Origin of the sequence: Actinomadura sp. GTD37, assembly GCF_041951365.1 — a bacterium.
In the GTDB taxonomy this organism is placed as follows: domain Bacteria; phylum Actinomycetota; class Actinomycetes; order Streptosporangiales; family Streptosporangiaceae; genus Spirillospora.
This window is the reverse complement of record NZ_JBGNUS010000003.1, coordinates 490,427-504,227: the sequence shown is the minus strand read 5'-3', so window position 1 is coordinate 504,227 and position 13,801 is coordinate 490,427. Positions and strand designations below refer to the sequence as shown.

Here is a 13,801-nt window from a genome sequence, read left to right as displayed (position 1 = left end):
GCGCGTCGCCGATTCTCGGGGCCGATCTGAGGGGGCTTTGGGTGGTTGCTCGCCTGCCGGCCGTCGCGGCCGTGCTCGCAATCCTGCTCGGGACGGCCGTGCCGGCCGCCCCGGCCAGAGCGCACGGCGCGCTGGAGGACCCGGCGAGCCGTGCGACCGGCTGCGAACCGGGCCGCGGCGCCGCCCGGACGAGCGCCGCGTGCCGGGCCGCGGCGCGGCTGAGCGGCGCGGCGCTCGCCGAGTGGGACGAGCTGCGCGTGCCGGACGTGCGCGGCCGCGACCGCCGGATGATCCCGGACGGCGAGCTGTGCAGCGCGGGCATCGAGCGGTTCCGCGGGCTGGACCTGCCGCGTGCGGACTGGCCCGCGACCCGGCTGACCGCCGCGGCCCGGCACACCTTCCGCTACCGGGTGTCGATCCCGCACCGGGGCGGTTTCCGGCTGTACGTCACGCGCGACGGCTACCGTCCCACCCGCGCGCTGACCTGGTCGGCGCTGCAATCGGAACCGTTCCTCACGGTGCAGGACCCGCCGCGGCGGAACGGGGCGTACGTCTTCGCCGGCCGGCTCCCGCGCGGCAAGACGGGACGGCACGTGATCTACGCGATCTGGCAGACGTCCGACACGCCCGACACCTACTACTCCTGCTCCGACGTCACGTTCACCGGCGGCCGGGGCCGTCCGGCGGACCGCGCCCCCGCGTCCGCGCCCCCCGGAGACCGGGCCGCGCCCGGCCGGACGGCGCCGCCCGCCGCGAGCGGCACGGCCCCGACGCCGGGTATCTCGGCGAGCCCGGTGGCGGGTACGTCCGCGTCGAAGCCCGCCCGGAACACCGAACTGCTCGTCGCGGCGGGCTGCATCGCAGGGCTGGTGCTGATCCTCGCGGCCGGCGGTACGGTCGCGGCGATCCGCCGGATGCGCGTTCGCCGGGGGCTCTGACCGCACTGAACCGTCAGGAGGCCGGGCCGTACCCGGGCGGTGGCCCGCCGGGCCCGCCCGGCGGCGCGCCGCCACCCCGTCCGCCTGGCGGTCGGAGTACAGGGAGTACTTCCCGTCCCGGGTGCAGTGCCAGACGGCCCGCCGACGCGGAGGACGAACCGGACGGCGCCGCCTCTCCGCCGCCACCGTTACCGCCACCGCCGCAGCTTCCGGCGAGCGCGCCGGCCTCCGCGCACAGCGCCACGTACCCGCGTCCAGGAACCGGACGAACGGTCCGTAGGCGGTTCCGTAGTCGCCACGGATGTGACCGGGGTTGCCCCGGAGGGAGGCTGTGAGCAGTTGGACGACAGGCCGATACGCGATCCCAGGAGCGACCATGAGCGACTCTCCCGTCCAGGGAATCAAGACCGTGCTGCATCCCGTGAGCGACCTCGCGAAGGCCAAGGCGGTGTACGCCGCCCTGCTCGGCGTGCCGCCGACGGCCGACTCGTCCTACTACGTCGGGTTCGAGGTCGGCGGGCAGCACATCGGGCTCGTTCCGGACGGCGGACAGCAGGGCATGACCTCGCCGGTGGCGTACTGGCACGTCCTCGACATCGAGGCGAAGATCGCCGAACTCACCGCCGCCGGCGCGGCCGTCAAGGAGGCCCCGCACGACGTGGGCGGCGGACGGCTCGTCGCCTCCGTCACCGACCCGGACGGCAACGTCCTCGGGCTGCTCCAGGACAGCTGACCGCGACCGGCCCCACGATGCGGCGAACCTCCTCACCGGAAAGAAGCACCATGACCTCCTTCGAATCCGTCACCCTCGAAGTCTCCGACCCCGTGGCGGCGGCGGCCTTCTACGCGGCCCTCGGCCTCGCCTCCCACGTGCGCGTCCGCGCCTCGGACGAGGCGGCCACCGGTTTCCGCGGCTTCGCGCTGTCGCTGGTCGCGTCCCAGCCGGGCAACGTCGACGCGCTCGTCGGCGCCGCCCTCGACGCCGGGGCCACGGCGCTGAAGCCCGCCGCGAAGTCGTTCTGGGGCTACGGCGGCGTCGTCCAGGCCCCGGACGGGACGATCTGCAAGGTCGCGTCCTCGAAGAAGAAGGACTCCGCGCCCGCCGCGCGGGAGTTCGACCAGCTCGCGCTGCTGCTGGGAGTCGCTGACGTCAAGGCGAGCAAGCGGTTCTACGTCGACCGCGGCCTGGCCGTCGGCAAGAGCTTCGGCGGCAAGTACGCCGAGTTCGACACGCCGTCGTCGCCCGTCACGCTGGCGCTCTACCCGCGCCGCGCCCTCGCCAAGGACACCGGCGTCGCCGAGGAGGGCGCCGGCTCGCACCGGCTCGTGCTCGGCGGCGGCGGCGAGCCGTTCACCGACCCCGACGGCTTCGCCTGGGAGCCCGCGCCCGCCCGGCACCCGGGCTGAGCGGCGCTACGCCGCGGCCCCCTTGGCGCCGATCGCGCGCATCATCAGCGGCCAGGCCGCGCGCATCTCCGGGATCCACTCGGGCCAGGCGTGCCAGCCGTTGCCGTAGATGTGGGACGTGACCGGGATGTTCAGCTCGTGCAGCCGGTTCACGAACGAGTGGTTCATCTGCCCGATGAGGATCTCGCTGAGCTGGGTGAGCCGCCATTCGGCGCCCTCGGGGGTGTACGGGCCGTTCATGCCGGTGGTGCCGCTGGAGACGTACAGGCCGACGCCGCGCAGCCTCCCGGCCAGCACGTACGGGTCGTGGGCCCGCCAGTTCGCGTCGTCGCGGCCGGGCAGGCCGAAGATGCGGAGGGCGTCCATGCCGGAGCCGAGCAGGTTCACCGCGAGCAGGAACACCTGCATCCCGTCCATGGTCAGGTGGGTGGAGCCGCTGAAGGAGGCCGCGTAGCGGAACATGCCGGGGTGCCTGGCGGCGTAGGCCAGCGCGCCCTGGCCGCCCGACGAGGCGCCCATCACGGCCCGGCTGGTCCCCGCGCGGTAGCGGGCCATCAGCTTCATGACCTCGCCGGTGTGGAAGGTCTCCCAGCGCGGAAGGCCGCCCGCGCCGTCGTTCCACCAGTCGGTGTAGCTGCCGTTGTCCCCGCCGGACGGCATCACGACCATGACGTCCCACCGCGCGGCGATCTCCTCGATCCCGGTCTCGCGGGTCCAGGACGTGTAGTCGTCGCGTCCGCCCTGGAAGGCGTAGACGACGGGCCAGGTCCGTTTCGCGGTCCGGCTCCATCCCTTGGGCAGCAGGACGCGGGCGCTCACCTCCTCGCCGACGTTCGGCGACGTCCAGGTCAGGTCGAGGGTGCGCGCGTCGAGCCACTTCTCGGCGACCCCCGCCGCCGCCGACGCGGGGGCGGGCACGGAGATCAGCGAGAACAGCAGCGTCAGTGTCAGCAGGAGGTGTCTCATCCGAGGTTCTTTCTGGCCAGGACCCGGTAGGCGTTGCTGTTCCTCCGGGCGATCGGGATGGTCAGCAGATCGAGGAGCAGGGCCGTCCCCATCAGGGGGCCGGCCAGCACGATCGCGGCGAGCGCGGCGGCGTGCTCGCGGACGCCGGGGGCGCGCGGCCACCACGGCCGGTCGACGTCGAGGCCGAGCCAGTTGACGACGGCGGCGGCGGACGCGACGAAGTCCGGTCCCTGGTCGGCCTCCCGGCGCTCCTCGGCGAGGATCTCCAGGCCGCGCTGCTCCAGCGCCTCGCGCAGGTTGCCGATGGGGATCATGTGCAGGTGCTGGGGCGCGAGCCAGGGCACCCAGAAGCCGCGCAGCACGCGGCCGAACCAGGACTCGGGGTCGGGCAGCTCGATCAGCAGGTGGCCCCCGGACGGCAGCACCTTCACCGCCGTGTCGAGTTCGGTGAGCGGGTCGGCGGTGTGCTCCAGGTAGTGGTGCATGCTGATCACGTCGTACCGTCCGGCCAGGTCGCCGGCCAGGTCCGTGAACTCGCCGCGGTAGCCGCGGTCGATCCAGCCGCGCTGCGCGCCCTCCTCGACGGCGGCGCCGAAGTCGAGGCCGTCGAAGCGCGTCCCGGGCAGGACGGTCCGGGCGGCGCGGCAGAAGTGCCCCTTGCCCGTGCCGACGTCGAGCCAGTCGCGGGGGGCGGTCTCGCGGGCCGCCATGGCGGCGCGGGCCAGGTACCACGAGGTGTTGGACGAGAGGATCCGCTCGGCCAGCACGTCGCCGAGGCCGTCGTAGACGTCCTTGTAGTAGAAGGCCAGGCCCTCGGGTGTGAGGCGCGGGTTCTGGAAGACGTGCCCGCAGCCGTCGCAGCCGTCCAGGGTGAAGCGCCCCGGCTTGCCCTGGAGGATGTCGCGCGCCACGATCCGCCTGCTCAGCGCGCGGCCGCCGCACCACGGGCATTCCTCGGCGCGCGGACCGGCGAACCGGTCGACGCCGCGGTCGATCTCGGCCCGGTACCAGCCGCGGGCCTCCTCGCGGCGGGCGATCAGGGCCCGCTCCCAGCGCGTCCGGGGGGCGGTGAGGGCGCGGACGACCGACCGGGGCGTGTGGACGAGCCGGAACGCGCACACGCGGCCCAGGTCGCGGGGCCGCACGGCGACGCCGGCGAAGACCAGCGCGGGGAGCGCGCAGTACAGCGCCGCGAGCGCGAGGCCGGCGACCGGCGCGAGGGCGATGGCCCCGGCCACGAGGAGGTATCCGCCGGCCGCCGCGAACAGGGTCTGCGGCAGGGCGAGCGTCTGCGGGATCACCAGGGCGAGCGCGCGCATCCGCGAACGCCGGAAGGCCGACTGGTCGTGGGCGCGGAACGGGGCGACGACGATGTCGGCCGAGCCGGTGTAGAGCCGCAGCCGTGCGGTGGCCGCGCCGAGTTCGTCGGGGTCCAGGCCGGTGAACGCGGTGATCCCGGCGCCGGCGGCGGCGGCCCGCGAGGCGAGCACCGCGTGGCAGGCCCCGCGGCCCATGCCGAAGACGTCGTCGCGGTAGGCGTCGAAGTCCAGATGGCGGGCCAGGTCGAGGGCCGCGTCGACGTGCAGGTCCCGGGGCATGAGGTCGACCAGGCCGAGGCCGTTGTCGCTGGCGTGGCGCTCGGCGGCGCGCCGCACGCCGGCCGGGACGCTCGCCCTCGGGTGCGGGCGGCAGCGCCCGGAGGCCGCGCAAGCGCGCCCGCAGCCGCCACGCGTTGGCCGTCATGCAGAGCGCTATGACGGCGATCAGGCCGACGACCACGGTCCGGCCTCCTTTCGCTCGGCTCGCCAGAATGGCTTCCCGGCGTTTTCGGGCACGCCTTAAGAAGCGTCTTAAAAGGTGAAGAGAAGTAAGTGATCAGCTAGGTCGATTGTTCGTCCGCTCAGCAGCGCGGCCATTCAGCGGCACCATAACCTCACCCCATGGCGATCAAGGTCCTCGACGAGGAGAAGCTGGGCGACCGGCTCACGAAATTGACGGTGCGGTCCGATTCCCTCGGACCGGAGGAATGGTCGGTGCGGGTGCTCGTCCCGCACGGCCTGTCCGGGCGCGGCGCGTCCGGACGCGGCGGCGGCGCGCGGCCGCTGCTGACGCTGCACCACGGCGGTCTCGACGACTCGGCGTCGTGGACGCGCCACACCGACGTGGAACGCCTCAGCCGCGACGACGACGTCCTCATCGTCATGCCGGACGGCGGCCGGGCGGGCGGATACGCCGACTGGCGCAGCGGCCCGCGATGGCAGACCTTCCACGTCCACGAGCTGTACGAGCTGATGCGGGAGCGGTACCGCGCCTCGGCGGTGCGCGCGGTCGCCGGGGTGTCCGGCGGCGGGTACGGGGCGCTGCTGAGCGCGGCGGCCCACCCCGGGACGTTCCGGTTCGCGGCCGCGCTGAGCGGGCCGTGCACGATCCGCTCCCCGCTCGCCGCGGCCACCCTGCTCGCCGCCACCGGCATCGCCGGACGGGTGAACCCGTTCGACATGTGGGGCGTGCCCGTGCTCGACGACCGGCGCTGGCGTGCCGCCGACCCGCTGCACCTGGCGGCCGGGCTGCGCGGCACGGGCGTGCACCTGTCGTGTGGGCTGACCGGACGCCCCGGCCCGCTGGACCCGCCGGGGCCGTGGAGCGCGGCCAACCTCGCCGAGCCCGTCGTGCGGTCGACCGTCCGCCCGTTCCTGCGGCGGCTGCGCGCCCTGCGGATCCCCGCGACGGCCCACCTGTACCGGGACGGCACGCACGGCTGGCCCTACTGGAACCGGGAGCTTCAGCGGATCTGGCCTCGGCTCATGGCGTCGGTCGGCGTCCGCTGACGCGCGCGGATCCGCTGACCTGCGCGAATCCGCTGACGCGCGCGAAGAGGACGGCGGCACGGGTTCCTCCGGTGTCGTGGCTCGTGCACCAGAGTCTGTGTCACACAGTGATCCGCACATAGTGTCCTCAAGGCGGAAGTCGGGGACCGGTTTCCGCAGCCGGTTGAGTGCTCCCGCCGGAGCGGCGCGGCGCGGACGCGGGCCGTACGCTGACCCGCATGCGGAGCTCACAGGCGGGCGCTGGGCGGTCCGGGACCGGAGCGTGGGCGCGATGACCGGCGGGACGGTGGTCGAGGACGTCGCCGAGCGGATCGCGTTCGCGATCGCGTCGGGACGGCTGCGGACCGGGGAGCGGCTGCCGTCGATCCGGCGCCTCGCCGAGGAGTACGCGATCAACCCGTCCACGGTCCAGCTCGTCCTCGGCCAGTTGCGGGCGGCCGGGTTCGTGGAGACCCATCACGGGGTCGGCGCCGTGGTCCGCGACGTCGAGGCGTACGGCGGCGTCGAGACGTGGCGCTACCTGTTCCGGTTCTCCCGGCGGCTGCCCGACCTGGCGGAGCGGATCCTCCGCGACGTCCTGGAGACCCTGCGCATGTTCTACGGGTCGGTGCTGGACAAGATCGAGGGCCGTCCGGGCGCCTACGATCCGGCGCCGGCGCGGCGGGCGTGGCGGCGCCTCGACATGCTGGCCAAGGACGAGAAGGCGACCCCGGCGGACGTCCACCAGTGCGTGCTGGAGGTGCTGCGGGCGGGGTGCATGGCGGTCGGCGGCGGCGTCTTCCTCGGGGTGCTGAACTCGCTGGGGCCGATGCTGGCCGAGGTGCCGGAGGTGCTCGACGCCGTGTTCGACGCCCCCGGCGTGCACGTGTGGTGGTGGGACCAGCTCATCGGCGCCTGGGAGGCGGGCGACCTGGGGCCCGCCCGGCAGGCGATCGAGCTTTTGGACGACTGGCACGCGGACGTCCTCGGCCGGCTCCGCACCGCATTCGACGGGCCGCGCGACTAGGCGCTTCGGCGCATTGTTGTGAATTCACGCAGAAATCCGCGACCCGGAAACCGCACTGCGCCGACTACTCGCCGGATAACTGTGTGACACACACTGTGGGACGCATCCCCGATCCCCGGAGGAATGAGGGACGACATGCGACTCACCCCCACACCACGACCCGCTCATGGACGTCCGGTACGCCGCAGACGGATCCGCACCGCGCTCCTTTCGGTGGGCGGCGCGCTGGCCATGCTGGCGGCCGCGCTCGCGGCGCCGCCGGCCAACGCGATCCCCGCGAAGGACCTGCCCGCGATCGGCGTCGACACCGGCCGGTTCAAGCTGCCGATCGCCTGCACGATCAATCTCGGCGGGGCGCTGCCGGTCCTGTGGCTGCCGCTGGACGTCGACATCCAGGGCGTCGCGCCGGTGCAGCTCGGCCCGGGCCAGGAGTTCTGGCTGACGCAGGGCTCGGGCAGCATCACCTTCCCGGACTGGCTGACCGCGCTGGCGCCGATCCTCGGCATCGACAAGGCCGACGCGACGATCACCGACATGTCCATCGGCGCGACCAACTCGACGCCGGACGCGGTGAACATCGCCAAGGACCCGATCACGCTCACCGACATCCCGGTCGAGCCGGGCAAGCCGCTCAAGGTCGGGCTGCCCGCACCGGGCCAGCGGCCGTTCGACGTGGGGCCGTACACCGCTCCGCAGAGCGGCAAGGTCACGCTGGGCTTCAACAGCGCGTTCGCGAAGGTCGACCTCAAGTCGTCAGCGGGCTTCTCGCTGCCGATCACCGCGGACTGCAAGCCGCGCGGCGGCAACGCGCTGCTGACCATCGCGGTCGGCGGGGACTCCGGGCGGCCGCCCGCCAAGATCCAGGACGCGCCGCTGAACTTCCCCGAGCCCAAGTCGGGCGAGCTGGCCGGCATCATCAACGCGCCGTACCAGTGCACCTGGAACGGGCAGCCGCACAACGTGGGGATCGCGGTCGGCGCCGACGGCATCCCGCTCACGGTCGGCAAGTCGGGGGCGTTCTCCTTCACGAACGCGTCCGGCGCGCTGACGGTGCCGAAGGAGACGGTGAACGGCCTGCTCGACCAGGGTGTGAAGACGGTCTCGGGCACGGTGTCCGAGCTGAACCTGGAGGTCGAGGGCGGCACGCCGCAGACCCTCAACGTCATCCCGGGCCAGGGCGTCCCGATCCCCTCGACGGCCCTGGTCCGCGATCAGCAGCTCGTCGTGCCGCTGCCCGCGGACGGCACGCTGACGGCGGGGCCGTTCAAGCCGGCCTCCGGGTCGCAGAACGTCCGGGTGATGCTGGGCGGCGCCAAGGCGCAGCTCACCTTCGACGGCGGCGCGCCCACCCAGGCGACCTGCGGCAAGCCGTCGCCGGCCGTCTACCTGGTCGACACCCCGGTGACCTGACGGTTCCGGCCGGGCCCGCGTGCGGGCCGTCCCCGGTTCGGCCGGGGGCGGCCCGCCCCCGGCCGTCCCGGATCCGCTCCGCGTTCGCGGACCATTCGCGCAGCGGAGGCCCCGCTAGACCTTTTCGCTGACCCAGCTCCAGGCGCCGCCCTCCTGCCGGACGCGGATCAGTTGCGCACCGCTGGAATCAGCCAGCTCGGCGATCGTCCGGATCAGCCGCCGGTGGAAGTCCGCGGGCGGGCGGGCGTCGGACGAGCCCTCCAGAAGCGTCACGTCCACCTTCGCCTCGTCGCGCAGCTGCGCGGTCAGCCGTCCCGTCGCGTCCAGGCGGAGTATCACGATCGCGTCCGCCCTGATCAGGTCGCTGCCGTCGGCGGCCGAGATCCACACTTCACTCATGAGCTCCATCTCCAACGATCGGAAGCCCGCCGTCTCCTCTTCAACATAAGGGGTCCCGCGCCACGGGCGCGGCCGATCCGTCCGGCCCCGGCAGTGCCCGGCCCCGCTGCGGGCCCCGGATTCCGTGCGGAATCCGCTCCGCGCCGTAATCGGAGGCCGAGAGCGTAGACTCATGGTGACGAGGGTTCTTGACGCGGGCGCCCAAGCCCGCGCCCCCTGGTTTCTCGATACTCGGTCTTTCGGGACCAGACAGGTACGGCGCCATGACGCCGCAACACCAGCCCGCCCGAACCACTGGGACCGATCCCCTCGCCGAGATCGCCATCGTCGCCCCCTCGCCCGCCGCGGGGCTGACCCTCCAGCGGCTCGCCGGCCGCACCGTCGTCGCCGTCAGCGGCGAACTCGACAGCGCCTCCACCCCGTCCCTGCGGGAGCAGCTGCACATCGCGCTGCGCGACACCGGTGCCCACGTGACCATCGACCTGTCGGGCGTCACGTTCTGCGACAGTTCCGGGCTCGCGATGCTCGTCGGCGCGTGCCGCCGGACGGAGGCGAGGGGCGCCATCGTGGTCCTCGCCGCTCCGCGCGCCCAGCTCGCGAAGCTGCTCGAGATCACCGGGCTGCTGCGCGCCGTCACCGTCCGCTCCTCCGTCACCGAGGCGCAGGCAAGCGGCCCCGACATCCGATCGGCCGCGGCCTGAACGCGCGGGACACGGGCTCGGACCGGCCCGGCGCCGGACCGGAAGGAGCGGGTGATGACGGCATGACCGGCCACGATATGCCGGTGAGCGGCTGGGGGTCGCCGGAGGAGATCCGGGGCGCGGAGAACGACCGGCGCCTGGCCGCGTCGTTCGAGCTGATGACGGCGGTCCTGGACGGAGCCGCGCTGCCCCGGCTGCTGATCATCGTTGCCGAGCGGGCACGCGCGATGGCGAGCGTCCCGCTGGCGTTCATCGCCCTCCCCTCCGAGGACTCCCTCACCTTGCGGATCGACGTCGCGGTCGGCGCCGGCAGCGACCGGATCCGCGGGCTGACGGTGCGGCGCGGCCGGTCGATGCTCGGCCGGTCGTTCGGCTCCCGCCGGGCCCTGTCCGCGCGGATCGCCGCCGACCAGACGCTGACCGCCCTGCCGGCCGGCCCGATCCTGATCCTGCCGCTGGACACGGGCGAGGCGGCGCGCGGAGTGCTCGCCGTCGTCGGGCAGCCGGGCGCGCAGCCGTTCAGCCCGTCCGCCGCGCGCCAGCTGCTGCTGTTCGCCGACGCGTCCGCCCGACTGATCCAGCTCGCCGAGGACCGGCGCGCCACCGCCCGGCCCGACCGCTCGGCCGGGCGGATCATCGCCGTCCCCCCGCAGCGGCCCACGCAGATCTGAGGGGCCCGGGGCGGCGTCACTCGACCAGGACGCCGCCGGGACGGGGGTCAGCGGCGGCTGGCCGGGGTCGGGCCGAAGATCATCGGATCAACCCGTTCCCCGCTCCACAGGGTCGAAATGCGATGAAGGTCCATTTTCGGACGGACGGCGGATCCGCACGACCGCCGACGGCCGGCGCAGCGCGGGGGCCAGCCAGCGGACGAGGAGGGCCCGGAGTTCGGCCTCCTGCTGGGGCGGCTCGCTCGGGTGCTCCAGCAGCGAGGTCAGCAGCCGCATGATGATCTCGGCGAGCCCGCCGAGGTCGTCCTCGCCGACCCCGGCGGACGCCCAGTCGACCGGGAACCGCTTCAGCATCTGGGCGCCGTAGGCGATCGCGTCGGTGGTGGTGGCCCCGCGTCCGAAGGCGCCGGAGTCCCTGAGCTGCAGCAGCAGGCTCAGCCGCGGCTCGGTCGGGATGGTCCGCAGGCAGAACATCATGCCCTCGACCACCGCCTCGGCCGGATCGCCGATGCCCTGGAGGTGGGCGACCATCCGGTCGACGAACGACTCCGCGCCCTGGGCGGCCACCTCGCCCACGATGTCGCTGATCCGGGCGAAGTGGCGGTAGACGGTCTGGCGGGTGACGCCCAGCTCGTTCGCCACGTCCGACAGGGTCGTCTTCACGACGCCGTGCCGGTCGATGCACCGGGCGGTCGCGTCGACGATGCGCTGCCGGGCCTCGGCGTCTGATGCGGGGGGCCTGCCTCCCCAGCCGTGGTGCGCCATGGCCCTAGGATCCCACAGGCTCCACGGCCGGCCGGGGCGCGCGCACGCGCAGGACGGCCAGGACGAAGGCCGCCGCGGCGGCGGTGCACAGCGCGGCGTACCAGAGGCTGCCGACGGGGGTGCCCTGCTCGGTGACGCCGCCGGCCGACGCGAAGTAGGCGGGCAGCGCGGTCAGCCACAGGACGACGAGGACGCCCAGGTACACCGCCGGGTAGGTCCGCACGAACAGCGGCGACGCGTCCGGGGCCGGGGCCGGGCCGGTGCGCGACGCGCGCCAGGCGTCCGCGAGCAGCCAGAGCCCGGCGATCCAGACCACGGCGAGTTCGGCGGACAGGATGGCCCGCTGGACGCCGAGCTGGTCCTCGCCGCGGAAGGCCCCGCTGGGCGCGCTCACGACGATCATCGCGAGCGGGGTCGCGGCCCCGGCGAGGACGGTGCGCCACGCGACGTCCCGGCCGGTGCGCGGGCCGCCGCCGTCCCGCGGCCCGGCCAGGCGGACGACGAGGTAGGTCATCGCGCCGAAGGAGACCGAGGCGAACAGGAGCATGCTGTTCATCGGGACGGAGGCGAGCGCCGGCTGGTTGATCATCTCGTTGCCGGGGTTCCACGCCCACCACCGCAGCTGCGGCCCGAGCTGGTCGAAGATCTCGTAGAAGACCTGGCAGGCGAACGCGACCGCGACCGAGCCGAGCAGCGGGCCGCGCCGGGCGAAGACGCCGAGGGCCCGGACCAGCTCGTAGGCGAGCTGCGAGATCGCGGGATAGAAGGCCACGATGTAGAGCGGCAGCCGGTCGTACATGAACTGCACGGTGAACACGTTGTGGGAGAAGATGAACCCGACGTGCTCCTCCAGGCCGAACCAGCCGGGGAAGTAGAGCGGCGGCTCGATCACGGCCAGGTAGACGACCGAGGCGAACCACAGCGAGATGTTGACCGGGTCGCCGTCGCGCCGCCACCGCCGCCACGCGTGGACGAGGGCGAACACCGCGCCGCCGACGATGAGCAGTTCGAGGACGGGCATGGTGGCGTTCGCGAGGTCGAACGGGTTGCGGAAGGTCACCACGGCGTCGGCGCCGCGGCAGGAGAAGCCGAGCCCTTCGGCGATGCGCTCGGCCACCGGGTCGCAGGTGTAGCCCATGTCCAGCTCCTCGGGTCAGGTTCCGACGAGGTCGTCGCCGCGGCGGGCTCCGCCGGACGGCGCGCCCGCGGGGCCGGTGTAGCCGGTGTAGTCGGTGCCGGGCGGGTCCCGGCGCTCGTCGAACCCGCCGGGCACGACCGTCCGTCCGAGCCGCTGGCGCAGTTTGTAGCGCGCGATGCCGAACCAGAACCGCGGGTCGGCGGCCATCTGCCGGAGCGACTTGTCGAGGTTGAACACCTGGGCGAACGTCTGCTCGACGTAGGCGTCCTCGCGGCTCGTCGCGTTGATGGCGTTGAAGATCGGCCAGCTGAACCGCGCGGCCAGCCGGCGCCGCCACGCGGGGGCGACCTCGGTCCCGGTCGCGAAGTCGTAGGCCTGGTCGCGCGCCATCGCGAGCATCCAGGGCACGTCGAGGGACTTCTTCTGCCGGGCGAGGAACTCGCGGAAGAAGGCGAGGTCGAGGGCGTCGCGGGCGCCGAGCATCTCACCGAGGATGAGCGCGGAGCGGGCGGCCGAGCTCATGCCCTGCGCGTAGAAGGGGTTGAAGGCGCAGATCGAGTCGCCGACGCAGACGAGCCCGAGCGGCGGCACGTCGAGCAGGTCGAAGCGGCGCCACTTGTTGCCGGTGGACCGGGTCAGGTGCACCTCGGACGTCGGGGTGCAGGCGCGGGTCGCCCGTCCGAAGGCCGCGGCGCGCACGCGGTCCACCGACGCCTCGAACGCCTCGGTCTTGCGCGGCATGTCGAGGCCCCACGACCCCATGCACACGATGGCGCGGTCGCCCTCGATCGGGAAGAAGTTGCTGAGGAACTCGTGCTCGTCGGGATGGTCGCCGGTGTCCTGGCTCGGGGTGATCACCAGGTGCCGCCACCACCACGACTCCGGGCGGCGGTCGGCGGGCGGCAGGTCGTACCACCGCGAGATGTAGGTGACCTTGGCGTCGAGGGTGTTCTCCGGCGGCGCGGACCAGCCGGCCGCGCCGAGCCAGTCGACGACCGAGGAGCCGCGGCCGAGCGCGTCCACCACCAGGTCGGCGGCCAGGTAGCCGTCGCCGCCGTCCGCCGTGTCGTATTCGACGCCTTCCACGCGCCCGCCCGCGGTGCCGCCCCCGGTGGAGCGGAGCCCGGTCACCGCCACGCCCTCGCGGATCTCGATGGACGGCAGTTCGCGGACCTTCTCCCGCAGGACCCGCTCGATGAGCACCCGCGAGCTGTAGACCATCGTCATCGACCCGGACTTGCGCGGGGCCCAGCCGTCGTTCTCGCAGTAGGCGGCGTCCATCGACGGCATCAGGCGCATCCCGCCCGCGGCGATCAGCGCCTCCTCGAAGCCGGGGAAGATCTCGCCGATCGCGCGGCGGCCCGAGTTGAGCAGGAAGTGCGGGTGCTTGCTCTGCGGCACGCCCCGGCGGTGCTCCGCGCCGGGCGGGAGCCGGTCCCGCTCCAGGACGATCACCTTCTCGAAGCGCCGCGCGAGCACTCCGGCGGCGCACAGCCCCGCCACGCTGCCGCCGAGCACCACGGCCGTCCCTCGTCGCATCCCGCCGCCCTTCATTCATACACTTTCTGAGTG

General features: G+C 73.6%; 14 protein-coding genes. 8 read left to right on the top strand and 6 right to left on the bottom strand.

Translation table 11 applies throughout. The annotated features are described in order from the left end of the window. Positions 1–41: 41 nt before the first annotated feature. The 3 genes from ACA511_RS20735 (at position 42) to ACA511_RS20725 (ending at position 2,345) form a co-directional block, all read left to right on the top strand. Entirely contained in the window at positions 42–938 is an 897-nt protein-coding gene (locus ACA511_RS20735) for a lytic polysaccharide monooxygenase (RefSeq protein WP_375026079.1), read from the top strand. Positions 939–1,314: 376 nt separating this feature from the next. After that, positions 1,315–1,671 carry a VOC family protein gene (locus ACA511_RS20730; protein WP_375026078.1) on the top strand — a complete coding sequence of 119 codons (357 nt, stop codon included), beginning with the start codon at positions 1,315–1,317 and terminating at the stop codon, positions 1,669–1,671. Between the two features lie 50 nt (positions 1,672–1,721). Continuing rightward, complete coding sequence (locus ACA511_RS20725) at positions 1,722–2,345, top strand: glyoxalase (protein WP_375026077.1); 624 nt, start codon at positions 1,722–1,724, stop codon at positions 2,343–2,345. Positions 2,346–2,351: 6 nt separating this feature from the next. Here the strand turns inward: ACA511_RS20725 and ACA511_RS20720 are convergent, their stop codons facing one another. Both ACA511_RS20720 and ACA511_RS20715 read right to left on the bottom strand, forming a co-directional pair. Further along, positions 2,352–3,311 (bottom strand): alpha/beta hydrolase, encoded by a 960-nt coding sequence (locus ACA511_RS20720; protein ID WP_375026076.1) that lies wholly within the window; start codon positions 3,309–3,311, stop codon positions 2,352–2,354. Further along, on the bottom strand, positions 3,308–4,966 hold the full coding sequence (locus ACA511_RS20715) for a class I SAM-dependent methyltransferase (RefSeq protein ID WP_375026075.1): 1,659 nt from the start codon (positions 4,964–4,966) through the stop codon (positions 3,308–3,310). Before ACA511_RS20715 ends, ACA511_RS20720 begins: the two co-directional genes overlap by 4 nt. A gap of 285 nt (positions 4,967–5,251) precedes the next feature. Between ACA511_RS20715 and ACA511_RS20710 the strand changes: the two genes are divergently transcribed. The 3 genes from ACA511_RS20710 to ACA511_RS20700 all read left to right on the top strand — a co-directional run bounded on the left by ACA511_RS20710 (position 5,252) and on the right by ACA511_RS20700 (position 8,555). Beyond that, positions 5,252–6,139, top strand: a complete 888-nt coding sequence (locus ACA511_RS20710; protein WP_375026074.1) for an alpha/beta hydrolase — start codon at positions 5,252–5,254, stop codon at positions 6,137–6,139. A 271-nt stretch (positions 6,140–6,410) separates the two neighbouring features. Then, positions 6,411–7,145 carry a GntR family transcriptional regulator gene (locus tag ACA511_RS20705; RefSeq protein WP_375026293.1) on the top strand — a complete coding sequence of 245 codons (735 nt, stop codon included), beginning with the start codon at positions 6,411–6,413 and terminating at the stop codon, positions 7,143–7,145. A 213-nt stretch (positions 7,146–7,358) separates the two neighbouring features. Then, entirely contained in the window at positions 7,359–8,555 is a 1,197-nt protein-coding gene (locus ACA511_RS20700) for a hypothetical protein (protein ID WP_375026072.1), read from the top strand. 114 nt (positions 8,556–8,669) lie between these two features. Here the strand turns inward: ACA511_RS20700 and ACA511_RS20695 are convergent, their stop codons facing one another. Then, positions 8,670–8,954, bottom strand: coding sequence for a hypothetical protein (locus tag ACA511_RS20695; protein ID WP_375026070.1), 285 nt, complete (start codon positions 8,952–8,954; stop codon positions 8,670–8,672). A 263-nt stretch (positions 8,955–9,217) separates the two neighbouring features. Here ACA511_RS20695 and ACA511_RS20690 point away from each other — a divergent pair, with 263 nt between their 5' ends. Together ACA511_RS20690 and ACA511_RS20685 are read left to right on the top strand one after the other, a co-directional pair. Beyond that, a complete protein-coding gene (locus ACA511_RS20690) occupies positions 9,218–9,655 on the top strand; it encodes an STAS domain-containing protein (RefSeq protein WP_375026068.1) in 438 nt (145 codons plus the stop codon). 62 nt (positions 9,656–9,717) lie between these two features. After that, a complete protein-coding gene (locus tag ACA511_RS20685) occupies positions 9,718–10,326 on the top strand; it encodes a hypothetical protein (protein ID WP_375026067.1) in 609 nt (202 codons plus the stop codon). Positions 10,327–10,413: 87 nt separating this feature from the next. Here ACA511_RS20685 and ACA511_RS20680 read toward each other — a convergent pair whose 3' ends face one another. The 3 genes from ACA511_RS20680 to ACA511_RS20670 are packed head-to-tail and all read right to left on the bottom strand — an operon-like array spanning position 10,414 to position 13,768. Beyond that, entirely contained in the window at positions 10,414–11,091 is a 678-nt protein-coding gene (locus ACA511_RS20680) for a TetR/AcrR family transcriptional regulator (protein WP_375026066.1), read from the bottom strand. Positions 11,092–11,095: 4 nt separating this feature from the next. Further along, on the bottom strand, positions 11,096–12,229 hold the full coding sequence (locus ACA511_RS20675; protein WP_375026065.1) for a hypothetical protein: 1,134 nt from the start codon (positions 12,227–12,229) through the stop codon (positions 11,096–11,098). Between the two features lie 15 nt (positions 12,230–12,244). Then, the gene (locus tag ACA511_RS20670; protein WP_375026064.1) at positions 12,245–13,768 is read right to left on the bottom strand and encodes an FAD-dependent oxidoreductase; all 1,524 of its coding nucleotides are present in this window, start codon (positions 13,766–13,768) and stop codon (positions 12,245–12,247) included. Positions 13,769–13,801 lie beyond the last annotated feature (33 nt).